The following is a 23,131-nucleotide window of genomic DNA, read 5'->3' as shown; positions in this document are numbered from 1 at the left end:
CATGGCGCCTCGATCAATCCAGGTAACCCAGTGAACGCAGGGCTCGCTCGTCGTCGGACCAACCACCTTTGACCTTGACCCAGAGGTTGAGCATCACTTTGGAGTCGAACATGGTTTCCATGTCCTTGCGCGCATCGGCACCGATGCGTTTGATGCGCTCGCCCTTGTCACCGATGATGATCTTCTTCTGCCCGTCGCGCTCCACCAGAATCAGGCCGTGGATATGCAGGATGCGACCCTCCTGCTTGAACTCCTCGATCTCCACAGTGATCTGGTACGGCAGCTCGGCACCAAGCTGGCGCATGATCTTCTCGCGGATCAGCTCGGCCGCCAGGAAGCGGCTGGAACGGTCGGTGATCTGGTCTTCCGGGTAGAAATGCTCGGACTCCGGCAGGCGCTCGCCCACCAGTTTTTCCAGGGTGTCGAGGTTCTGCCCCTGCAGCGCGGAAATCGGCACGATCTCGGCCTGCGGCAGTTGCTCGGCCAGCCAGTTCAGATGCGGCAGCAGCTCGCTCTTGTCTTCCAGGCGATCGGACTTGTTGACCGCCAGCAGGATCGGGCATTTGACGTGCTGCACCTTCTCCAGCACCAGTTGATCCTCGTCGGTCCAACGCGTGCGGTCGACCACGAACACCACCACGTCGACGTCCTTCAGCGCGCTTGAAGCGCTGCGGTTCATGTAGCGGTTGAGCGCCTTGTCGTTGTGCTTGTGCAGACCGGGCGTATCGACGTAGACGGCCTGAACCTCACCCTCGGTCTTGATCCCGAGCATGTTGTGGCGAGTGGTCTGCGGCTTGCGCGAGGTGATCGCCAGCTTCTGCCCGAGGATGTGGTTGAGCAGCGTCGACTTACCCACGTTGGGCCGGCCGACGATGGCGACATAGCCACAGCGAGTCATAGGTGCATCAGTCATTGCCATTCTCCACCCCGAGGGCGATCAGCGCCGCAGCCGCAGCGACCTGCTCGGCGATACGCCGGCTGCCGCCCTGGCCCAGGGTCTTTTCATTGAGCAGGGCGACCTGGCACTCGACCATGAAGGTACGGCAGTGCGGTTCGCCCTGGATGTCCACCACCTCGTAACGAGGCAGCTCGCAGGCGCGCGACTGGAGAAACTCCTGCAGCCGCGTCTTCGGATCCTTGTTGGTGTCGACCAGGGTCAGGCCATCGAGCTCGCTTACCAGCCAGGCCAGCACGCGTTCACGCGCCGCGTCCATGCCGGCATCCAGATAGATGGCACCGATCAGTGCTTCGAGCGCATCGGCGAGGATCGACTCGCGGCGGAAACCGCCACTTTTGAGCTCGCCGGAGCCCAGGCGCAGGTACTCGCCCAGCTCGAAGCCACGGGCTAGCACGGCCAGGGTTTCACCCTTGACCAGACGCGCACGCAGACGCGACAACTGGCCCTCGCGGGCCTGCGGGAAGCGCTCGAACAGCGCTTCGCCGGCAACGAAGTTGAGGATGGCATCACCGAGAAATTCCAGGCGCTCATTATTGCGCCCGGCGAAACTGCGATGGGTCAGGGCCAGGATCATCAGATCCTGATCCTTGAAGTGGTAGCCGAGCTTGCGCTCGAGACGGGATAGGTCAGAACTCACGGCATTCGTACACGAAATTCTTTATCGAAATTGACCACCAGATCGAGGTTCTCGATCAGCGGCTCACGTTTTTCGTACTTGAGGTGAACCTGGAACTCGTTGTTCTCCAGGCTCACTTTCACGGCATCACGCAGATTCAGGTCACGGATGTTGTTGATCTGCATGCCTTTGCTCAGATGGTTGTAGAAATCACCGACGGTGCGAATTTCCAGCGCTTTGTCGGTTTCCACCGAGGTGATGAGCTTTTCCATCGACATGTAGTCGAGGTAGTGCGGTATCACCTTGAAGGCGGTGCTGGCGAAGAACGCCACGAGGGCCAGGGTCACCAGCCAGCCAAGAATGGAAAGCCCCTGCTGCGAACGCGCGAATTTCATGTGTATCCCCAGAAGATTCGGTCTTGTTGGAATGCCGATACGGCAAGACTAGTTATAGCCTGGCGCGCTGTACTGAACAGCGCGCCAGTGCTCAATGAATCAGACCGACGCGGGAGAAGCTGGGCAGATGACTGATTTTCGGCTCAGGCCAGCTCATCCAGATGGCGAAGGCCTTGCCGACGATATGGTCGTCCGGAACCATACCCCACAGCTCCTGAGGAATATTGCGGTCACGCCAGAAGCGGCTGTCGTTGGAGTTGTCGCGGTTGTCACCCATCATGAAGTAATGCCCTTGCGGCACCACCCATTGGCCGCCCGGATCACGGCGCATGCGGCTCATTTCCTTGCGGATGACGTGCTCGACCTGACCCAGGTGCTCCTGGTACAGCGTGACGCTGCCCAGACTGCCCGGTTCTTCACCCAGGAGTTTTTCGGCAATGGGTTCACCGTTGATCAGCAGGCGCTTACCCTGGGTGTACTCGATACGATCCCCCGGCAGTCCGACCACGCGCTTGATGTAGTTGATGCTCGGATCGCTGGGATAGCGGAACACAATGACATCGCCGCGCTGCGGGTTATCGACTTCGATCACCTTGGTGTCGATCACCGGCAGGCGGATGCCGTAGGCGAACTTGTTGACCAGGATGAAATCGCCCACTTCCAGTGTCGGCTTCATCGAGCCGGACGGAATCTGGAACGGCTCGACCAGAAACGAGCGCAGCACCAGCACGATGGCCAGCACCGGGAAGAAGGACTTGCCGTACTCGACCAGCAGGGGCTCCTTGTTCAGGCGCTCCAGCACCCGCTCATCGGGCTCGTCGACACGGCCCTGATAAGCGGCGATCGCCGACCGGCGCCGAGGCGCCAGCAGGATCAGATCGATCAGTGCGAGAAAACCGCAAACGGCAACGGCGATAACCAACAGAAGCGGGAAATTGATCGACATAGAGTCTTAGCTATCCAACCTGAGCACCGCAAGGAAGGCTTCTTGTGGGATTTCCACGTTGCCGACCTGCTTCATGCGTTTCTTACCGGCCTTCTGCTTCTCGAGCAGTTTCTTCTTACGGCTCACGTCGCCACCGTAACACTTGGCCAGTACGTTCTTTCTGAGTGCCTTGACAGTGGTTCGCGCGATGATCTGGCCGCCAATGGCTGCCTGGATCGCCACATCGAACATCTGCCGCGGAATCAGTTCTTTCATTTTCTCGGTCAATGCACGCCCCTTATAGGCGGCATTGTCACGGTGCACGATCAATGCCAGGGCATCGACCTTGTCACCGTTGATCAGCACGTCCAGCTTGACCAGATTAGCCGACTGGTAGCGATCGAACTGATAGTCCAGCGACGCGTAGCCACGACTGGTCGACTTCAGGCGGTCGAAGAAGTCCAGCACCACTTCGTTCATCGGCAGGTCATAGCGAACCTGAACCTGCGAACCGAGGAATTGCATGTCGCGCTGAACGCCACGCTTCTCGATGCACAGAGTGATGACGTTACCCAGGTGTTCTTGCGGCACCAGGATGGTCGCGGTGACGATGGGCTCACGGAAGTCGGCGACCGCCGATACATCCGGCAGTTTGGACGGGTTGTCGACGGTGATGGTTTCACCGGTCTTGAGCTCGATCTCGTAGATCACGCTCGGCGCGGTGGTGATCAGATCCAGGTCGTACTCGCGCTCCAGGCGCTCCTGGATGATCTCCATGTGCAGCATGCCGAGGAAGCCGCAACGGAAGCCAAAGCCCAGCGCATCGGAGCTTTCCGGCGCGTACTGCAGCGACGAGTCGTTCAGGGTCAGCTTCTGCAGGGCATCACGGAAGTCCTCGAAATCGTCGGAGCTGACCGGGAACAGACCCGCGTAGACCTGCGGCTGGATCTTCTTGAAGCCCGGCAGCACTTCGACTTCGGGCGTCGAAGACAGGGTCAGGGTGTCACCGACCGGTGCACCATGAATGTCCTTGATGCTGGCGATGATGAAGCCCACTTCACCGGCCTTGAGATCGACGGTTGCGGTGTGTTTCGGGGTGAAGACACCGACGCTGTCGACCAGGTGCACCTTGCCGGTGGACTTGACCAGAATCTTGTCGCCCTTCTTCACCCGGCCCTGGCGCACACGCACCAGCGACACCACGCCCAGGTAGTTGTCGAACCAGGAGTCGATGATCAGCGCCTGCAGCGGCGCGTCGATATCGCCCTCAGGCGCGGGAATGGTCTGCACCAGACGCTCGAGTACCTCGTCCACGCCCATGCCGCTCTTGGCGCTGCACGCCACGGCGTCGGTGGCGTCGATACCGATGATCTTCTCGATCTCGTCCTTGACGCGATCAGGATCGGCCTGCGGCAAATCCATTTTGTTCAGCACCGGCATGACCTCGAGGCCCTGCTCGATGGCGGTGTAGCAGTTGGCCACGGACTGGGCTTCGACGCCCTGCCCCGCATCCACCACCAGCAGTGCGCCTTCACAGGCAGCCAGGGAACGGCTGACCTCGTAGGTGAAGTCGACGTGGCCGGGGGTGTCGATGAAATTCAGTTGGTAGGTCTTACCGTCCTGCGCCTTGTAATGCAGCGTGACGCTGTGGGCCTTGATGGTGATGCCACGCTCACGCTCCAGATCCATGGAGTCCAGCACCTGCGCTTCCATTTCGCGCGCGGCGAGGCCGCCGCAGATCTGGATGAACCGGTCGGCCAGGGTGGATTTGCCATGATCGATGTGGGCGATGATGGAGAAATTACGGATATGACTCAGGTCACTCACAGATCAACACTCGAAGAGGCTACAGGCCAGATGCCTGACGAAAATAGTCGCGGAGTGTACCCGATCAGGACGACTGGCGTCACGCCCACAGCTTGCGCGGGCATGCAAGTGCGAGGCGCCACGAGGCGCCCCGCGATCCAGCCCTGGCGATTTATTCCGCCAGTTTGAAGGTGATGAAGCTGGCTCGTCCCTGACGCAGCACGCGCATCGAGACCGAACGGTTCTTCGGCAGGTCTTTCGCCACTTGGGTAAAGGTACTGGTGGAGTCGATGGCCTGGTTGTTCAGGTGCGTGATCACATCGCCCGGACGCAGGCCGATCATCGCTGCCGGCCCGTCGAGCACGTCCTTGACCACGACGCCGCCCTTGAGATCCAGACCTTTCTTCTGCTCGGCAGTCAGTTCGACCACGGTCACGCCCAGGCGATTGTTGCTGAGCTCACCACCCGGCATGCCGTTAGCAGCGATCTCCTGGCCCTCTTCAGGCAGGGTACCGATGGTGACGCTGATCTTCTTGCGCGAACCATCGCGCACGACATCCAACTCGGCCTTCTCGCCCGGCTTGAGGTTGCCAACCAGGTGCGGCAGATCGGCCGACATGATGATGGGCTTGCCGTCCAGGGACAGAATCACGTCGCCCACCTGCAGGCCGCCCTTGTCGGCCGGACCATCCTCCAGCACCTGGGCAACCAGGGCGCCAGCCGGTTTTTCCAGGCCGAAGGATTCAGCCAGATCCTTGTTCACTTCCTGAATCACCACGCCCAGCCAACCACGGGTCACCTTGCCGCCAGCCTTGAGCTGGTCGGCCACCTGCATGGCCACGTCCATGGGGATGGCGAAGGACAAGCCCATGAAGCCACCGGAGCGGGTGAAGATCTGCGAGTTGATCCCGACCACTTCACCCTTGAGGTTGAACAGCGGGCCGCCGGAGTTACCCGGGTTGATTGCCACGTCGGTCTGAATGAACGGTACATAACTGTCGCTCGGCAGACTGCGCCCCTTGGCGCTGACGATACCGGCCGTCACGGAATGGTCGAAGCCGAACGGCGAACCGATGGCCAGCACCCACTCGCCCACCTTGAGGTCTTCCGACTTGCCCAGGCGCACGGTCGGCAGGTTCTTGCCGTCGACCTTGAGCAGCGCCACGTCACTGCGCGGATCGGCGCCAATCAGCTTGGCCTCCAGCTCGCTGCGATCAGACAGGCGCACGATGATCTCGTCGGCATCGGCGACCACATGGTTGTTGGTCATGATGTAGCCGTCGGAGGAAATGATGAAGCCCGAGCCCAGGGACTGTGCTTCACGCTGACGACCGCCAGGATTGCGCGGCATCTGCGGGATGCTGCGCTCGAAGAACTCGCGAAACATCGGCGGCAAGCCTTCCAGATCAGGCAGTCCCTGCTGCGCAGCGACGCTGCGATCAGGCACTTTCTGTCGCGTGCTGATGTTCACCACCGCAGGCGACGCCTCCTCCACCAGTGGCGTGAAGTCAGGCAGATCGGCCTGCGCCACCAGACTTTGCCCCCAGAGCAGGGCAGCCATCAGCAACGGCACAACGGACTTGATATTTCTCATCGGCTACAACTCCAGATGCAGAACGAAATACGCGCAGGGATTCACGGGCCGGAGGCCAGCAAGGCGCGCAGGACAACAGGTTGCAAAAGGGGATCATCGGCCACTCGCGACGCATGCCAGCGCACCAGTAGCCAGGAAATGAGAAGGCCGCCAAGACCACAGAGAATGGTCAAGGGCTCGCCCAGGCCCAATGCGTCAGCCGCAATGGCGCTGGCCAGCAAAGCCAGAACAGGCAGGAGATAGACAAGCAGGGAGCTGCGAACCAGCAGTTGCTCCCCCACACCGATCACGACGGCATCACCTACGCGCAGATTCAGCGTGGACAGCGCGCGGACGTAGCCACGCTCACGACCAATACCCAGGCGCTCCATCAGCCCCTGGCCACAGGCCGCATTGGCCGAACAGGCCGAGCAGGTGCTCTTGCGCAGCGTTTCCACCCAGACCACGCCAGGTTCGACCGCCACCACACGCCCCTGCTCTTCGATCATTGTGTGGCCTGTTCGCTCGCTCCGGTACGCATCGACAGGGCAATTCGCTCAGCGGTGCCCAGAGGAATCTCACCCACCACCGTGACCATCATGTCACCTTCGTGGGTGGTCATACGTCGTGATACGGCAACAGTCGGGCCCAACTGACTGCGCACATCATCCGCCACCGCACCTTGCAGCGGCTCGAGGAAGACAGAGAAACGCGCCAGGCCATCACCGTACATGAGGACAGCCACAGGCTCATCGGACACCTCGCTGCGCCGCAGTTGCGCCGAGATCAGCGAGAAACCAGGCGGCAGCCAATCGGAGCGCCAGGCGCCATCAGCCATGGCATCGGCGGGCTTGAAGTGAACCGGCTGGCAGTCGGATGTCGGCTGCAGCGCTTCGGCATCCGGCACACGGGCTTCCAGATCGGTGAACTGGAAGCGCTCCAGAAGCTGGCCTTTGTCGCTCAGGAGCAAAGACTTCAATGGCAGACCGGTTTCACGGTCGAGGTGCAGCTCGAAGCCGTAACGGTGCTGATCCTTGGGCGACAAGATCAGCACGACGGCGTCACGTCCAGCGATGCGGGAGTGCCCCGCAACACGCATGTCGTACCATTCGCCGAGCTGAGCCGCATCGAAATTACGCGCAGGCCAAGACTGACCATCACTGACCTGATCAGCCAGCGCGCCACTCACGCAGCGGGTCTGACCATCCACCTTGAACACCTCTTGAGACGGCCCATCGAGCTGCATCAGCCGCTCATGTATCGAGCCGTCCGACTCCACCGCATGCCACACGCTGTGCGTGGAGAAGCTGCCATTGCGCTCATAAACGAAGGTGCCCTGAAAGCTCTGCTGACGCTCCGCCTCGGCGAGACGCTTGAGCCAATCCTGCACCTCGGATGCCTGAACCGGCAATGCCAGCAGACCACTGAGCAGGCAAAGAGGGATTGCGCGCATGTGACTCCTTAGCGTTAGCGGTTTTCCAGGCTTGCAGCGCGTGCATAAGGCAGAGCGGTTTCGCCCGTACCCATGGCCGCTTGCTGGGCATGCTGACGCAGATAGGACGGCAGACGCTGCTCGTGCCAGCTAGGCTCGGCCGCTGCACTGGGCTCGACGCTTTCCTCGGTGGTGTACCCCGCCAGGATGGCCGGCCCCTGCACCTGCGGCAACGCCATGGCCGGAGCAGCGCCTTGTTGCGCCAACTGCTGACCACCCGCCAGATCGTCCTGGTTGTACAGACGCACACCTGCCAACACGGCAACGGTGACGGAAGCGGCAACCGCTACGCGACCGATGTTGCGCCACAGGGGAATCTTGCGGGCCGGTACGGCCTCGTCAGCCAGGGCTGCCGAAACTGCCGCTGCGATGTCGAGACGCGGCACCAGCAACTCCTTGTGCATGACGGCACGGGCAACCTGGTAACGCGACCAGGTGTCGCGCAGCTCACCATCCGCACTGGCGGCAAGCACACGTCGAAGTTCTAGTTCATCCGCTTCGTTATCCATCACTGCGGACAGCGATTCCTGCAGGGTTTCACGACTCATGGCGTTCCTCTCTTGGCTGTCGCCGCTGCCTCAAGCTTCCTGCAACAGGGGTTGCAGGGACTTATCAATGGCCTCACGTGCACGGAAGATCCGCGAACGTACGGTACCGACAGGACACTGCATGACGCTGGCAATGTCCTCATAACTCAGACCCTCGAATTCACGCAAGGTCAACGCCGTACGCAAATCATCCGGTAGCTGGGCGATGGTTCGATGCACGGTGGCTTCGATTTCGTCGCGCAGCATGGCTCGCTCTGGTGACTCGATATCCTTGAGGGCGTGATCGCCGTCGTAGAATTCCGCGTCATCACTGCTTACATCGCTATCCGGCGGCCGCCGACCGCGGGACACCAGATAGTTCTTCGCCGTGTTGATGGCGATGCGGTACAGCCATGTATAGAACGCGCTGTCACCGCGAAAGTTTCCAAGCGCCCGATATGCCTTGACGAAGGCTTCCTGGGCAACATCCTGCGCCTCGTGAGTGTCGTGCACGAAGCGCACGATCAAGCCGAGGATCTTGTGCTGATACTTCAGCACCAACAGATCGAAGGCACGCTTGTCACCGCGCTGCACTCGTTCGACCAGCTGCTGATCATCTTCCTGGGTTAGCATGCACTCTCCTCGTGAAGCCTGGAGGGGGCTTGTACCCGCAAGCCAATCAGCTTGCCAAGATAGACTCGGACCTTACGCAAAAGTTCTCCCCTCCAAGCAAGCTTCCCGCAGAGTCTGTTTTTCTCTGCTGGGAATGACGCAAACGGAACTTTTCCGCTTACGCAAATAATCTTATCGCCGCTCATTTCCGCCTTCTTGCAACGCTTGGAAGGCCGGCACGCGACAGCGCGCTCTGTTCATATGGGCGACCCGGTTTGGAACCTTAATGACTAAGAAAGTTCCCGAGCACTGCGGTCGGTCATAAGCTGGCTATTGTGCCGATGGCCCTCTCTATATACTAGGCCTCGCTTTCACGCGGAATTCCTCCATGAGCCAACACTTCCAGCACGACGTTCTGATCATCGGCAGCGGTGCAGCCGGCCTCACGCTCGCCCTCACCCTGCCTGCCGAATTACGCATCGCAGTGCTGAGCAAAGGCCCCTTGGCCAATGGCTCGACCTACTGGGCACAAGGCGGAGTCGCCGCCGTGTTGGATGATACCGACACGGTCGAGTCGCACGTGGCCGACACCCTCGATGCCGGCGCCGGCCTGTGCCGCGAGGATGCCGTACGCTTCACCGTCGAACACAGCCGCGAGGCGATCCAGTGGCTGATCGATCAGGGCGTTCCCTTCACCCGCGAGGATGAAACCGCACGCGAAGACGGTGGCTTCGAATTCCACCTGACCCGCGAAGGTGGACACAGCCACAGGCGCATCATTCACGCCGCCGACGCCACCGGCGCAGCCATCTTCAATACGCTGCTGGAGCAAGCACGGCGACGCCCCAACATCGAACTGCTGGAGCAACACGTGGCAGTCGACCTGATCACCGAGCGCAAGCTGGGCCTTACAGGCGATCGCTGCCTGGGCGCTTACGTGCTGGATCGCTCACACGGCGAGGTCGATACCTTCGGCGCCCGCTTCGTCATCCTCGCCACCGGCGGCGCGGCCAAGGTCTACCTCTATACCAGCAACCCGGACGGCGCCTGCGGCGACGGTATCGCCATGGCCTGGCGTGCCGGCTGCCGGGTGGGCAATCTGGAGTTCAACCAGTTCCATCCGACCTGCCTGTACCACCCGCAGGCCAAGAGCTTCCTGGTCACCGAAGCCGTACGCGGAGAGGGCGGACTGCTCAAGCTGCCCAATGGTGAACGCTTCATGCCGCGTTTCGACCCACGCGCCGAACTGGCGCCGCGTGACATCGTCGCTCGCGCCATCGACCACGAGATGAAGCGCCTGGGTGTCGACTGCGTCTACCTCGACATCAGCCACAAACCCGCCGAGTTCATCAAAAGTCATTTCCCCACTGTTTATGAACGCTGCCTGAGCTTCGGCATCGACATCACCCGCCAGGCCATCCCGGTCGTACCGGCGGCGCACTACACCTGTGGCGGCGTAGTGGTCGACCAGCATGGCCGCACCGATGTCAGCGGCCTGTACGCCATCGGCGAAACCAGCTTCACCGGCCTGCATGGCGCCAATCGCATGGCCAGCAACTCGCTGCTGGAGTGTTTCGTCTACGCCCGCTCCGCCTGTGCCGACATTGTCAGCCAGTTGGGCAGCGTGAGCATGCCGAGTGATCTGCCCTGCTGGGACGCCAGCCAGGTCACCGACTCCGACGAGGACGTGATCATCGCCCACAACTGGGATGAGCTGCGCCGCTTCATGTGGGACTACGTCGGCATCGTGCGCACCAACAAGCGCCTGCAACGCGCCCAGCACCGCGTGCGCCTGCTGCTGGACGAAATCGACGAGTTCTACAGCAACTACAAGGTCAGTCGCGATCTGATCGAGCTGCGCAACCTGGCTCAGGTCGCCGAACTGATGATCAACTCGGCCATGGAGCGCAAGGAGTCTCGGGGACTGCACTACACCCTGGACTACCCCGACCTGCTGCCCGAAGCACGCGACACCATCCTCACTCCGCCACTTGCGGCGGCGCCCAGCGCCTGCGACTGAACTTCAGGCGCAAGCGCAACCGCCGGTGCCATTCGCACGGCATGGCGTCATAAGGAATGCACAGGCCACGCGTGAAGCGCTGGCCTGGCAGGCGAAAGCGCAGCACCACCAGCCACGGTAGAGCCAGGCTGTCCGGGCGCAATTGCACGGCTTGCCAACCGTGCGCAGCGCTCCACAGATGCCAGCCATCGACATCGCGGCGCAGCGCGCGAACGGCATCGGGAGATGACAACAGGATCTGACGCGGCAAAACCCAGGCGGCATGCGCCAGGCAAGCCACGCATGCCAGCAGTTTGCACCAGAGGGGAATTGCCGCCAGCCAGGGCGCCAGCATGGCCAGCGCCAGGACGGCCAGGTAGAGCCTCAGCAGCGCGCGGGACGGCTGCCAACGGCACTCGAAGGTGTCACTTGGGTTGGACACGATCCAGGATCATGCGCACCATGCGCCGAAGATCGGCATCTTCCGGCTCGCCGCGCTGCATGAACCAGCCGAACATGTCCTGATCCTCGCACTCCAGCAGCTTGCGGTAGCGCGCCTGATCCTCGGCATCCAGCGTGGCGTACACCTCCTGCACGAACGGAACCAGCAACACATCCAGCTCCAACATGCCGCGACGGCTGTGCCAGAACAGGCGATTCAACTCAGTTTGCTCAACCATGCAACGAACTCCTCGAACGAGGCGGGCAGTATAACGGCGAATTGCTTCGCTGTTCACGGAGAGGCAGTGCAATTGCGCTGACAAGGCCCTACCACGCCCTCTATGATGGTGCCCCTGACTTTCCTCCTGCGATTCGATTTGCACCATGGCCGATAGCGCGTATTTCACCCTCCTCGACCACGAAGGCCTGCTGGCAGTGCGTGGCGCGGACGCTGCCAAGTTCCTGCAGGGCCAAGTGACCTGCAACCTCAATTACCTGTCCCTCAGCCAATCCAGCCTCGGCGCCCGCTGTACGCCGAAAGGCCGCATGCTGTCGAGCTTCCGCATCGTCCCGGTGGACGGTGGCTACCTGCTGGCCATGGGCCGCGAACTGCTGGAAACCCAGCTGGCCGAACTGCAGAAGTACGCCGTCTTCTCCAAATCCAAGCTCAGCGACGAAACCGGCGCCTGGACACGCTTCGGCCTGTCGGGCGCAGATGCCGTGCTGAGTGACCTCGGCCTCGACCTGGGCAGCGCCGCCGACAGCGTTGCCAGCAGCGCCAACCTGCTGGCGGTGCGCCTGGTCGATGGTCGCGCCGAGCTATGGGCACCTGCCAGCGAAGCCGCCGCCCTGCAGAACAAGCTGAGCGCACAACTGCCCCAGGCCGAGCTGAACCAATGGTTGCTCGACCAGATTCGTGCCGGTATCGGCCAGGTGTTCGGCGCCACCCGCGAGCTGTTCATCCCACAGATGATCAACTTGCAGGCCCTTGGTGGCGTGAGCTTCAAGAAAGGCTGCTACACCGGCCAGGAAATCGTCGCGCGCATGCAGTATCTGGGCAAACTCAAGCGCCGCCTCTACCGCCTCACCCTGACAACGGAAGAAACACCTGCCGTCGGCTGCGAGCTCTTCTCGCCGGTACACGGTTCGAGCGTCGGCGAAGTCGTGTTGGCCGCGCGCACGCCCACCGCAGTGGAGCTGCTTGCCGTGCTGCAGGAGGACGCCGTCAGCGATGGCCGCATCCACCTCGCCAGCCTCGACGGCCCGAACCTGACCCTACTCGACCTGCCCTATCAGTTGGATGCCGATCAGGAAATCCAGCGCTGACTACACTTGCCGGGCCTCGTCCGGCAACGCCAAAGAGAGCCAACGCATGAGCAAACTCGCTGAAAGAGTGCAACAGGAACTGATCCACGCCATTGAGAACGATGAACTGGTGCTGCCCACCCTCCCCGAGGTGGCGCTGAAGGTTCGCGAGGCTGCGGAAGATCCCGACGTGGGCATTCCGCAGATCAGCAAGGTCATCGGTAACGATGCCGCGCTCACCGCCCGCATCATCAAGGTGGTCAACAGCCCACTACTGCGCAGCAACAAGGAAATCACCGACCTGCAGATGGCGGTCAGTCGCCTGGGCATCAACTACACCTGCAACCTGGCCACCGGCCTGGCGATGGAGCAGATGTTCCAGGCCACCAGCGACGTGGTCGACCGCAAGATGCGCGAAGTGTGGAACAAGAGCACCGAAATTGCCGGTATCTGCCACGTTCTCTGCCGTCACTACACCCGCCTGATGCCCGACCAGGCGACCCTCGCCGGCCTGGTGCACCAGATCGGCGTGCTGCCGATCCTCACCTATGCCGAGGAACACAACGAACTGCTGGCCGACTCCATCAGCCTCAACCATGTGATCGAGCAGATTCACCCGATCATCGGTGACAAGATCCTGCGTACCTGGGAGTTCCCCGAGCCCATCGCCATGGTACCCAGCCAATACCTGAACTTCAGCCGCGATTCGGCCAAGGTCGATTACGTCGACATCGTCCAGGTGGCGACGCTGCAGAGCTACCTGGGCAGCGAGCACCCTTACACCCAGCTGGACTGGAGCCAGATCCCTGCCTTCGCCAAACTTGGCCTCGACCCCGACGTCGACATGCAGGCCGATGAAGACCTCTCTGCGGCCATGGAAGCCGCCACCAGCATGCTGCAATAACGGCACTCGCCAAGGACGGCATTACGCCACTACACTCCAGTGACTCGCTCAGGGATGTAGCGCCATGCACCGTGCCCTTCTTCTGCTTCTGCTCCTGCTGGGCAACGCCCAGGGCGCCGATACGGTACGCCTGACCAATGGCGAATGGCCGCCCTACCTGGGCGCCGACCTGCCCTACCACGGCGTCGCCTCGCGCATCGTCGCCGAAGCCTTCGCCCTCGAAGGCATCGACGTGCAGTGGGAATTTCACCCCTGGGCGCGTTCACTGAAGATGGCTGCCGATGGTCAACGCGATGGCAGCGCGGTCTGGCTCCCCAGCCGAGAGCGCGAAGAGCACTTCTATGTCAGCGATCCGGTGATCGAAACCACCTACTACCTGTTCCACCTCAAGGGGCGCGCGTTCGACTGGCAAACCGCCGCTGATCTGCGCGGTTTTCGCCTGGCCGCTACGCGCGGCTATGACTACGGCGAGACGTTGCGTAGCGCCGAAGCGACCGGCGAGCTGCAGATCACCTACCTCAACAGTGACGAGCAAGGACTGCGGCAATTGCTGGCCGGGCGCATCGACCTGTTTCCGCTGGACAAGGTGGTCGCCTTCGACCTGCTCTATCAGCATTTCAGCAGCGCCGAGCGCCAGCGCCTGAGCTTCCACCCGCTACCACTGCGCAGCGACAGCCTGCACCTACTGCTGTCACGCGAGGTGCCTGGCAATGCCGAGCGCATGGCGCGCTTCAATCATGGCCTGGCCCAGATGCGCAGCAGCGGCAAGATTTCCCGCTACCTGCTGGAGATCCATCAACCGCTAAGCCTCGGCCCCTGAAACGGGAAATTCGACCCGAACTCGCAAACCTTTCGTAGCCCCCTGATGCAGGCTGATCTGCGCGCGGTGGGCGCGGCAGATTTCCCCGACAATGGCCAGGCCCAAGCCAGCACCGCTGCCCTGATTGCCACGCCGGTAGAAGCGCTCGAACACCTTGTCGTGCTCTTCGGACGGAATACCCGGGCCGTCATCCTCGACCTCCAGCACCGCAGGCGCGAAGACCCGCAGGATCAGGTTGCCCTCCTGCGGCGTATGCGCCAGGGCGTTATCCACCAGATTGCTGAGCAGTTCGTTGAGCAAGGTCGGTTCGCCATCGATCCACACCGGTTGCTCGGCCTCCAGTGCCAACGCCACGCCCCGCGCATGCGCCAGCGGTGCCATGGCCATGGCCAGTTCACGGGTGAGCTGGCTCAGGTCGATCCGCTGCGCCCCACCCTCGGAGATCGCCCGCCCACCGCTTTCGATACGCGCCAGTGAGAGCAACTGGTTGGCCAACGCGGTCAGACGATCGCTCTGCAGCGCCACCTGCTCCAGCGTCGAACGCCATTCCTCAGGCGTCTCGGCCCGTAACCCCAGGGCGATGCGGGCCTTAAGCGCGGCCAGCGGCGTGCGCAGCTCATGCGCGGCGTCGGCAATGAACAGCGATTGCCGCTCGAACAGGCCATGCAGGCGCTCGTTGAACTGATTCAGCGCATCCACCAGCGGCAACACCTCGCGCGGCAAACCGGCCTCCGGCAACGGCCGCAGATCATCACTGGCACGCAAGGCCACGGCGCGTCGCAAGGTTTCCAGTGGGCGCAGCGCCAGGTTCACCGCCACCCATACCAGCAACAGCGCACTGATCGACAGCAGCCCCATGCGCCACAGGGTGCCCACCAGCAACTCCCGCGCCATGCGCTCACGCGCACCCTGGGTTTCGGCCACACGGATCTCGGCGATGCCATTGACCTGCGGTTCGCTGACCGGTTGCAGCAAACTCACCACACGCACGCCCTGCCCGCGATACGTGGCGTCGTAGAAATGTGCCAGCGCGGGGTAGTCATTGGTACGGGGCGTTGCCGCCGGAGGCGCCGGCACACCTTCGTACCCTGAGATCAGTTGCCCGTCGAGATCGAACACCTGGTAATAGATACGCCCGGCACTGTCATAAGCGAAGGTATCGAGGGCGACGTAGGGCACATTGGCCTTGAGCTGCCCCTCTTGCGTGTACAACCCATCAGCCACGGCGCGCGCCGAAGCCAACAGGGTACGGTCGTACGCCGTATCGGCCGCCCGCCGAGCACTCCAATAGGCACTGAGGCTGCTGAGCAGCAGGATCGCCCCGAGCAGAATGGCCAGACGACGCAGCAGACGGCCACGCAGACTGCCGCCCAGCCTCATGACTCGACGGCCTCCAGGAGATACCCCAGGCCGCGGAACGTGACGATACGCACAGCGCGCCCCTCGAGCTTCTTGCGCAGGCGGTGTACGTAGATTTCGATGGCGTCCGGGCTGGCTTCCTCGTCCAGGCCGAACACCTGAGCGGCCAGTTGCTCCTTGCTCATCACCCGCCCGGGGCGGGCAATCATGGCTTCCAGCACGGCCTGCTCGCGGGCCGTCAAGGTCAGCGTCTCACCGTCCAGACTGAAGCGGCGCGCGCCCAGGTCATAGACCAACGTGCCGCAGCGCTGCACCTGCTCGCCGCCGAGCACGCTACGCCGTAACAGCGCCTTGACCCGCGCCTCCAGCTCGGACAACTCGAACGGCTTGGCCAGGTAATCGTCGGCGCCCAGATTGAGGCCGTGCACCCGATCCTTGACCTCGCCACGCGCGGTCAGCATCAGCACCGGCAGGGTCTGGCCACGGTCGCGCGCGCGCGCCAGCACGGCAAAGCCATCCAGACGGGGCAAGCCGATGTCGAGAATCGCCAGGGCATAATCCTCACTGGCCAGGGCCAGGTCGGCCGCCACGCCGTCATGCAGCAAATCCACCGTCCAACCGGCGCCCTTGAGCGCCTGGGCCACGCTCTCCGCCAACTGCGGATGGTCTTCGACCAGCAGAATCCGCACGCTATCACTCCCACCACTCGCTCGATCAAGGCGCGCAGTTTAGCGCCAGGCGAGGCGCTGTGAATCGCTGAAATGCCAGAGCGAGAAACAAGCTGAAAAACTTTCAGCACTGAAAGCCTGTTGAAAGCTTGCCTGCCTAGCATCGCCAGAAGGTGGCTCGAACCACCTGCCTGAGCGTGATCGCAGTGGTGCGAACACGCAACAAGAACAAGAACCGGAGACACCACACAATGTTGCATGCCTATCGTCAGGCCCTGCCGCCTGTACGCCTGCTTTGCCTGGCCATCGCCGCCGCCTCCCCAGTCGCCAACGCCGCCTTCATCGAAGACAGCAGCGCCAGCCTCACTGCCACCAACATCTACCTCAATCGAGATTTCCGCGAGAATACGCAACCTCGAAAACAGCAGAACAAGCGCGAGGAATGGGGTCAGGGTCTGTGGCTCGACATGAAGTCCGGCTACACCGAAGGCACCGTCGGCTTCGGCCTGGATGCCATGGGCCTGCTGGGCATCAAGCTCGACTCGGGCAAAGGCCGCACCGGCACCGACCTGCTGCCCGTGCAGGACGATGGCGGCACACCCGACCAGTTCGGTCGCGTGAGCGCGACCGCCAAGGTCAAGATTTCCTCCACCGAATTGCGTTATGGCTCGCACGTGCCGGAACTGCCGGTGGTCAAGGCCAGCGACAGCCGCCTGCTGCCTCAGGTATTCGAAGGCGGCCTGCTGACCTCCTCCGAGCTTGAAGGCCTGACCTTCACCGGTGGTCGCCTGGACAAGGTGATCGACCGCGCTTCGACCAACTCCGAGAAGATGCTGCTCAACAGCAAGAACAGCCGTTTCGCTGGCGACATCGAAGCCGACCATCTCGACCTGGCCGGCGTGGACTACCAGTTCGCCAAGGGCGTCACCGGCCGCTACTACTTCGCCGACCTCGACGACATCTATCGCCAGCATTTCTTCGGCCTGCTCACCAGCCACAAGCTGGGTGCCGGCACCCTGAGCAGCGACGTGCGTTATATCGTCAGCCGTGACAGCGGCGCCGCCAATGCCGGCAAGGTCGACAACCAGGCCTTCAATGCCATGCTCAGCTACGGCCTGGGCAGCCACAAGTTCGGCCTGGGCTTTCAGGACATGAGCGGCGATACCGGTTTCGCCTACATCGATGGCAGCGATCCGTTCCTGGTCAACTTCGTCCAGATCAACGACTTCGCCAACGCCAACGAGCGCTCCTGGCAGGCCCGTTACGACTACAACTTCGCCAGCGTCGGCGTGCCCGGTCTGACCTTCATGACCCGCTACATCCGTGGTGATGACGCTGAGGTCGCAGGCAGCGACGACCATGGCGGCGAATGGGAACGCAACATCGAATTCAAGTACGTGGTGCAGAACGGCCCGCTCAAAGACCTCTACGTGCGCGTACGCAACGCCAGCTTCCACTCCGACTTCGCCCGCGACGCGGACGAGAACCGCATCATCGTCGGCTATACCCTGCCGATCTGGTAAACAACAACAAGCCCTGCGAGGACTGAAATCATGAAATCCGTTCTGACCCGCGCCGCCCTGGCGACAGCCTGCCTGGCCTTCGCTGGCCAACTGCTGGCCGCCGAGCCCAAGCGCCCCGAGTGCATTGCCCCGGCCAAGCCCGGTGGTGGTTTCGACCTGACCTGCAAGCTGGCCCAGAGCGGCCTGAAGGATACCGGCCTGCTCAAGGCGCCGATGCGCGTCACCTACATGCCGGGCGGTGTCGGCGCCGTGGCCTATAACGCCGTGGTCGCCCAGCGCGCCAAGGATCAGGGCACCATCACCGCGTTCTCCTCGGGCTCGCTGCTCAACCTGGCTCAAGGCAAGTTCGGCCGCTACGACGAAAACGCCGTGCGCTGGCTGGCTGCCATCGGCACCGACTACGGTGCTATCACCGTACGCGCCGATGCCCCGTGGAAAAACCTCAGCGAGCTGGTCGAAGCGCTGAAGAAAGATCCGAGCAGCGTGGTATTCGGCGCCGGCGCCACCATCGGCGGCCAGGACTGGATGCAAACCGCACTGATCGCCCGCGCCGCCGGTATCGATCCGAAGAACCTGCGCTACGTGGCCTTCGAAGGCGGTGGCGAGACCCTGACTGCCATGCTCGGCAACCACGTCCAGGTGACCTCCAGCGGTCTCGGCGAAGTCACCCCGCAACTGGCCGCCGGCAAGGTGCGCATCCTCGCCGTGCTGTCCGACGAGCGCCTGCCGGGCAAGCTGTCCGATATCCCCACCGCCAAGGAGCAGGGTTTCGACATCAGCTGGCCGGTGATCCGTGGCTTCTACATGGGCCCGGAAGTCTCCGACGCAGACTTCAACTGGTGGAAAGGCCAGTTCGAGACGATGCTGGCCCGCAACGACTTCGCCACCCTGCGCGAACAGCGTGACCTGTTCCCGCTGTCGCTGATCGGTGCCGAACTGGACGCTTTCGTGCACAAGCAAGTGCAGGAGTACAAGGCCCTGGCCGGCGAGTTCGGTCTGATCCAGTAACGCTCAGCGCAATCCGTGCTCGGCCGCCTTCGGGCGGCCGCAGCCCTTGAGGTAAATTTCCATGTACGTCCGCCTGTTCTCCGCGATCTGGTTGCTGCTGTGCGCCTGGCTCGCTGTCGTCGCCTGGGGTTTCCAGGCTCCCTTCGCCTATGACCCGGTCGGCCCGCGCGCCTACCCGCTGCTGCTGCTCGGCCTGATGGGGATTGGCAGCCTGTGGCTGGTGATCAAGCCCGGCATGATGGATCAGCGTCTAGATATTCCCACCGCCCTGCGCAGCGTGCTGTGCATCGCGGCACTGCTGCTTTACGCCGTGACCTTCGAGCCTCTGGGTTTCGTGCTCAGCACCGCCCTGTCGACCTTCCTGCTCGGTCTGCTGTTCACCGGTCGCCCTGTTCCCTGCCTGATCAGCGCCGTGCTGATGGGCGTATTGCTGTACGTACTGTTCGATCTGCTGCTGGACGTGCCCCTGCCGCTCGGCCTGCTTGAAGCCTTCGTGGAGAGCTGAAATGGAAACCCTTAACTTCCTCATGCAGGGCTTTGGCGTCGCCACGCAGCCACAGAACCTGCTGGTAGCACTGTTCGGCGCCTTCGTCGGCACCGTAGTCGGCCTGCTGCCGGGCCTCGGCCCGATCAACGGCGTGGCGCTGCTGCTGCCGCTGGCCTTCGCCCTCGGCCTGCCGCCGGAAACCGCACTGATCCTGCTTGCCGCCGTGTACCTGGGCTGCGAATACGGTGGCCGTATTTCCGCCATCCTGCTCAACGTGCCGGGCGACGCCGCGGCCATCATGACCACCCTCGACGGCTACCCGCTGGCGCGTCAGGGCAAGGCTGGCATCGCCCTGTCGCTGTCGGCGGTCAGTTCCTTCGTCGGTAGCATGATCGCCACCTGCGGTGTGGTGCTGTTCGCCCCGCTGCTGGCGAAATGGGCCGTGGCCTTCGGTCCGGCCGAATACTTCGTGTTGATGATCTTCGCCATCGCCTGCCTCGGCGGCATGGTCGGCGACAAGCCGGTCAAGACCCTGATGTCGGCGCTGATCGGCCTGGCTCTGGCCACCGTCGGCGTGGACTCGACCACTGGCGTGTACCGCTTCACCTTCGACAGCGTCAGCCTGTCCGATGGCATCCAGTTCGTCATCGTGGTGATCGGCCTGTTCAGCGTCAGCGAAATCCTCCTGATGCTGGAAAACACCCACTCCGGCCAAGCGGCCGTGAAGGCCAGCGGTCGCCTGCTGTTCAACTTCAAGGAGTTCTGCTTCACCTTCTGGACCATGATTCGCAGCGCCCTGGCTGGTTTCGTCATCGGCACCCTGCCCGGTGCCGGCGCCACCATCGCCAGCGCCATGACCTACATGACCGAGAAGCGCATGGCCGGTACCAAGGGCCGCTTCGGCGAAGGTGACCTGCGCGGCCTGGCCGCTCCGGAAGCCGCCAACAACGCCTCGGCGTGCGGTTCGCTGATCCCCATGCTGACCCTCGGCGTACCGGGTTCGGGCACCACCGCGGTGATGATCGGCGCCCTGACGCTGTACAACATCACCCCGGGCCCGCTGATGTTCGAACACCAGCCCGACGTGGTGTGGGGCCTGATCGCCTCGCTGTTCATCGGCAACATCATCCTGCTGGTGATGAACATTCCGCTGGTTGGCCTGTTCTCGCGCATGCTCGCCGTGCCGAACTGGATCCTGGTGCCGGCCATCACCGCCGTCAGCCTGGTGGGCGTCTATGCCGTGCACAGCACCACCTTCGACCTGGTGCTGATGGTGCTGCTGGGCATCTTCGGCTACATCCTGCGCAAGCTGGACTTCCCGCTCTCCTCGCTGATCCTCGGCTTCGTCCTGGGTGAAATGATGGAAGACAACCTGCGCCGCGCCCTGTCGATCTCCGCTGGCGAGCTGTCCATCCTCTGGAGCAGCCCGATCACCCTGGCGCTGTGGGGCCTGACCGCGCTGATGCTCGCCCTGCCGGGTATCCGCTGGATGCGTCGCCGCAAGCAGCTCAAGGCTCAGGCAGATGCCGCTGCCGCGTGACCTGTGGGTAACGCCGCTGACCGGTGCGGTCGGCGGTTACCTGGCTAGCCTCGCCGGCTGGCCTTTGCCGTGGATGGTCGGCTCGCTACTGGCGGTAATCGCCATACGCTGCCTGACCAACCGCCCCTTCAGTGAACTGCCAGGCGGGCGCAAGGCCGGCCAGTGGCTGGTGGCGACCGGCATCGGCCTGCACTTCACCAGCGAAGTGCTGGAACAGGTCGTCACTCACTTCCCCATCATCGTCATCGGCGCCATCGGCACCCTGCTGCTCGGCCTGATCGGCATTGCCATCCTGATGCGCAGCGGCGTCGACCGTGCGACGGCGTTCTTCGCCAGCATGCCTGGCGGCGCCAGCGAGATGGTCAATCTGGCCCTGCGCCACAACGCCCAGCCTGCACGCGTAGCCGCTGCCCACAGCATGCGTCTGCTGCTGGTGGTGCTGTTGATCCCGGCCCTGTTTACCTGGAGCCTGCCGGCCGTTCCCGCGCCAACACGCGCTCCAGTGGATTGGGCCTGGCTCGCCGGCTTGCTGGCTGCCGGTGGCGTTCTCGCCCTGCTGTGGAACCGCCTCAAACAACCCAACCCGTGGATGCTGGGGCCGCTGGTCGCCAGTGCGGTGGCCAGTGCCAGTTTCGATCTGCATCTGGGCCTGCCGGCAGGCCTGGGTCAGTTCGGCCAGTGGCTGATCGGCTGCGCCCTGGGCTGCCATTTCGACCGCGCCTTCTTCCGCAGCGCACCGGGCTTCCTCGCCCGCGTCCTGGCGTTCACCCTGCTCGCCATGCTGGCCGCCGCCCTGCTGGGTGAGGTGCTCGGCTGGGTGGCTGGCGAGGATCACCTGTCGCTGATGCTGGGCATGATGCCCGGCGGCATCACCGAGCTGTGCCTGACCGCCGAAGCCTTGCAACTGTCGGTGGCATTGGTTACCGCGCTGCAGGTACTGCGGCTGTTCCTGGTGATGTTCCTTGCCGAGCCGTTATTCAAGCTCTGGTGCAAGAACCACGCTTAGCCCGCCTTGTGCGGGCTTTTTTTGCTCTGGATGAACACCCAACGCTTTTCTTCCCAAACCAGGCCACTATCCTCGGCACTCCTCCAGCGATGACGGACAGGCGATGGAACTCAGACAACTGCGTTATTTCCTCAAGGTGGTCGAACACGGCAGCCTGGGGCGTGCGGCTGTGGAGCTGGGCGTCGGCACCTCGGCGCTGAGCCAGCAGATCAGCAAGCTGGAAAGCGAGCTCAGCACTCGCCTGCTGACGCGCAGCAGCACCGGCGTTACCCCCACTCCAGCCGGCATCGCCTTCCAGCACCATGCCCAGCTCACCCTGCGCCAGGCGGAAAACGCCGCCCAGGCCGCGCAGCGCGAGCGCATGAGCGGCTACGTGAGCCTGGGCTTCGCCCCCAGCACCTCCTCGGTGCTGGCGTTGCCGTTGATCGCAGCGATGCGCCAGCGCTACCCGAACATCCAGCTGCATCTGGTGGAAATGCTCTCCGGCTACCTGAGCAGCCAGTTGCAGGCACGCCAACTGGATCTGGCCATCCTCTTTCACAGCGACCCAGGCAGGCGCTGCCGTGTCAGGCCGTTGCTCGACGAGAAGCTGTTCCTCATCGCCCCCACCAACCTGCCGGGCGTCCCCGCGGGTGATAGCGTCACACTCGCCGAGCTGACCCAGGTGCCCCTGGTGCTGCCCAGCGACCAGCACGGCCTGCGCAGCACCATCAACAATGCCTTCGCCCATTCGCGCTGCGAACCCTGCGTGGTGATGAACGTCGACGGCCTGACGCTGCTGATGGACACGGTCAAGGCCGGCTACGCCGCCACCATCCAGCCGGGCGCCGTGGCGGCCAGAGCCCGCGAACAGGGCCTGAAGGTGGTGCAGATCGCCGATGCCCACGCCGGTCGGCGCAACCTGCTGGTGTCGCTGCCTGACGATGAATTGTCCCCGGCAGCGCTGGCCGCACGCGTGGCCATCCTCGATATCACCCGCGAGCTGGTCGCCAATGGTCGCTGGCCAGGCGCTCATCTGCTGGACGAACACGACACCTGACCTCGCCTGGGTGTTTAGCAATACTGAACACCCCCTGCATTTCCTGGCCTTTCGAGCCCCTTAACCCCCTCTTAAAGTCCCCTCCATTCCGGGGGAGCGGCCATGCCGTGCTCCTCCGCCAACGAGGA

General features: G+C 63.0%; 24 protein-coding genes. 10 read left to right on the top strand and 14 right to left on the bottom strand.

Features of this window, described 5'->3' with window-relative positions; translation table 11 throughout:
* Positions 1–13: 13 nt before the first annotated feature.
* From era to rpoE, 10 genes are all read right to left on the bottom strand, one after another.
* The gene (era, locus tag ACODS1_RS02685) at positions 14–919 is read right to left on the bottom strand and encodes a GTPase Era (protein WP_489084425.1); all 906 of its coding nucleotides are present in this window, start codon (positions 917–919) and stop codon (positions 14–16) included.
* Entirely contained in the window at positions 906–1,595 is a 690-nt protein-coding gene (gene rnc / locus ACODS1_RS02680) for a ribonuclease III (RefSeq protein ID WP_489084424.1), read from the bottom strand. Before rnc ends, era begins: the two co-directional genes overlap by 14 nt.
* The gene (locus tag ACODS1_RS02675) at positions 1,592–1,969 is read right to left on the bottom strand and encodes a DUF4845 domain-containing protein (protein WP_489084423.1); all 378 of its coding nucleotides are present in this window, start codon (positions 1,967–1,969) and stop codon (positions 1,592–1,594) included. The genes rnc and ACODS1_RS02675 overlap by 4 nt, the downstream gene beginning before the upstream one ends.
* Positions 1,970–2,060: 91 nt before the next feature.
* Positions 2,061–2,915, bottom strand: a complete 855-nt coding sequence (gene lepB, locus ACODS1_RS02670; RefSeq protein WP_489084422.1) for a signal peptidase I — start codon at positions 2,913–2,915, stop codon at positions 2,061–2,063.
* Between the two features lie 6 nt (positions 2,916–2,921).
* Entirely contained in the window at positions 2,922–4,721 is a 1,800-nt protein-coding gene (gene lepA / locus ACODS1_RS02665) for a translation elongation factor 4 (protein ID WP_322980758.1), read from the bottom strand.
* A gap of 151 nt (positions 4,722–4,872) precedes the next feature.
* Positions 4,873–6,261, bottom strand: coding sequence for a DegQ family serine endoprotease (locus ACODS1_RS02660; RefSeq protein WP_489084548.1), 1,389 nt, complete (start codon positions 6,259–6,261; stop codon positions 4,873–4,875).
* A gap of 74 nt (positions 6,262–6,335) precedes the next feature.
* Positions 6,336–6,782 (bottom strand): SoxR reducing system RseC family protein, encoded by a 447-nt coding sequence (locus ACODS1_RS02655; protein ID WP_322980760.1) that lies wholly within the window; start codon positions 6,780–6,782, stop codon positions 6,336–6,338.
* Positions 6,779–7,726, bottom strand: a complete 948-nt coding sequence (locus tag ACODS1_RS02650) for a MucB/RseB C-terminal domain-containing protein (RefSeq protein ID WP_489084421.1) — start codon at positions 7,724–7,726, stop codon at positions 6,779–6,781. The genes ACODS1_RS02655 and ACODS1_RS02650 overlap by 4 nt, the downstream gene beginning before the upstream one ends.
* A gap of 14 nt (positions 7,727–7,740) precedes the next feature.
* Positions 7,741–8,313: a sigma-E factor negative regulatory protein gene (locus ACODS1_RS02645; protein ID WP_489084420.1), complete on the bottom strand. Its 573-nt coding sequence runs from the start codon at positions 8,311–8,313 to the stop codon at positions 7,741–7,743.
* 30 nt (positions 8,314–8,343) lie between these two features.
* Positions 8,344–8,925 carry an RNA polymerase sigma factor RpoE/AlgU gene (gene rpoE / locus ACODS1_RS02640; RefSeq protein ID WP_268183036.1) on the bottom strand — a complete coding sequence of 194 codons (582 nt, stop codon included), beginning with the start codon at positions 8,923–8,925 and terminating at the stop codon, positions 8,344–8,346.
* A 367-nt stretch (positions 8,926–9,292) separates the two neighbouring features.
* On the opposite strand from rpoE, the gene nadB reads away from it, so the two are divergent.
* Positions 9,293–10,924: an L-aspartate oxidase gene (nadB, locus tag ACODS1_RS02635; RefSeq protein WP_489084419.1), complete on the top strand. Its 1,632-nt coding sequence runs from the start codon at positions 9,293–9,295 to the stop codon at positions 10,922–10,924.
* On the opposite strand, the gene ACODS1_RS02630 is transcribed toward nadB, so the two are convergent.
* Together ACODS1_RS02630 and ACODS1_RS02625 are read right to left on the bottom strand one after the other, a co-directional pair.
* Positions 10,884–11,345: a protein YgfX gene (locus tag ACODS1_RS02630; RefSeq protein ID WP_489084418.1), complete on the bottom strand. Its 462-nt coding sequence runs from the start codon at positions 11,343–11,345 to the stop codon at positions 10,884–10,886. The two genes, nadB and ACODS1_RS02630, sit on opposite strands and share 41 nt — an antisense overlap.
* On the bottom strand, positions 11,329–11,583 hold the full coding sequence (locus tag ACODS1_RS02625; RefSeq protein WP_322980765.1) for an FAD assembly factor SdhE: 255 nt from the start codon (positions 11,581–11,583) through the stop codon (positions 11,329–11,331). Before ACODS1_RS02625 ends, ACODS1_RS02630 begins: the two co-directional genes overlap by 17 nt.
* Positions 11,584–11,728: 145 nt before the next feature.
* Between ACODS1_RS02625 and ygfZ the strand changes: the two genes are divergently transcribed.
* From ygfZ to ACODS1_RS02610, 3 genes are all read left to right on the top strand, one after another.
* A complete protein-coding gene (gene ygfZ, locus ACODS1_RS02620) occupies positions 11,729–12,670 on the top strand; it encodes a CAF17-like 4Fe-4S cluster assembly/insertion protein YgfZ (RefSeq protein ID WP_489084417.1) in 942 nt (313 codons plus the stop codon).
* A gap of 46 nt (positions 12,671–12,716) precedes the next feature.
* Positions 12,717–13,553 (top strand): HDOD domain-containing protein, encoded by an 837-nt coding sequence (locus tag ACODS1_RS02615; protein ID WP_322980767.1) that lies wholly within the window; start codon positions 12,717–12,719, stop codon positions 13,551–13,553.
* A gap of 64 nt (positions 13,554–13,617) precedes the next feature.
* Complete coding sequence (locus ACODS1_RS02610; RefSeq protein ID WP_489084416.1) at positions 13,618–14,373, top strand: substrate-binding periplasmic protein; 756 nt, start codon at positions 13,618–13,620, stop codon at positions 14,371–14,373.
* On the opposite strand, the gene ACODS1_RS02605 is transcribed toward ACODS1_RS02610, so the two are convergent.
* Complete coding sequence (locus tag ACODS1_RS02605) at positions 14,356–15,753, bottom strand: sensor histidine kinase (protein WP_489084415.1); 1,398 nt, start codon at positions 15,751–15,753, stop codon at positions 14,356–14,358. The genes ACODS1_RS02610 and ACODS1_RS02605 overlap by 18 nt on opposite strands.
* On the bottom strand, positions 15,750–16,421 hold the full coding sequence (locus ACODS1_RS02600) for a response regulator (RefSeq protein WP_489084414.1): 672 nt from the start codon (positions 16,419–16,421) through the stop codon (positions 15,750–15,752). The genes ACODS1_RS02605 and ACODS1_RS02600 overlap by 4 nt, the downstream gene beginning before the upstream one ends.
* 230 nt (positions 16,422–16,651) lie before the next feature.
* On the opposite strand from ACODS1_RS02600, the gene ACODS1_RS02595 reads away from it, so the two are divergent.
* The 6 genes from ACODS1_RS02595 to ACODS1_RS02570 all read left to right on the top strand — a co-directional run bounded on the left by ACODS1_RS02595 (position 16,652) and on the right by ACODS1_RS02570 (position 23,003).
* Entirely contained in the window at positions 16,652–17,923 is a 1,272-nt protein-coding gene (locus ACODS1_RS02595) for an OprD family porin (protein WP_489084413.1), read from the top strand.
* 30 nt (positions 17,924–17,953) lie between these two features.
* Entirely contained in the window at positions 17,954–18,931 is a 978-nt protein-coding gene (locus ACODS1_RS02590) for a Bug family tripartite tricarboxylate transporter substrate binding protein (RefSeq protein WP_489084412.1), read from the top strand.
* A gap of 61 nt (positions 18,932–18,992) precedes the next feature.
* Positions 18,993–19,436 carry a tripartite tricarboxylate transporter TctB family protein gene (locus ACODS1_RS02585; RefSeq protein WP_322980773.1) on the top strand — a complete coding sequence of 148 codons (444 nt, stop codon included), beginning with the start codon at positions 18,993–18,995 and terminating at the stop codon, positions 19,434–19,436.
* 1 nt (position 19,437) lies between these two features.
* Entirely contained in the window at positions 19,438–20,958 is a 1,521-nt protein-coding gene (locus ACODS1_RS02580; protein ID WP_489084411.1) for a tripartite tricarboxylate transporter permease, read from the top strand.
* Positions 20,942–21,964 carry an AbrB family transcriptional regulator gene (locus ACODS1_RS02575; protein WP_489084410.1) on the top strand — a complete coding sequence of 341 codons (1,023 nt, stop codon included), beginning with the start codon at positions 20,942–20,944 and terminating at the stop codon, positions 21,962–21,964. The genes ACODS1_RS02580 and ACODS1_RS02575 overlap by 17 nt, the downstream gene beginning before the upstream one ends.
* Positions 21,965–22,067: 103 nt before the next feature.
* On the top strand, positions 22,068–23,003 hold the full coding sequence (locus tag ACODS1_RS02570; RefSeq protein WP_489084409.1) for a LysR family transcriptional regulator: 936 nt from the start codon (positions 22,068–22,070) through the stop codon (positions 23,001–23,003).
* The last annotated feature ends 128 nt before the right edge of the window (positions 23,004–23,131 follow it).

Source organism: Pseudomonas sp. FG29, assembly GCF_057809355.1.
Note: the sequence above shows the minus strand (reverse complement) of the source record. Positions and strands in the feature narration are given on the sequence as shown.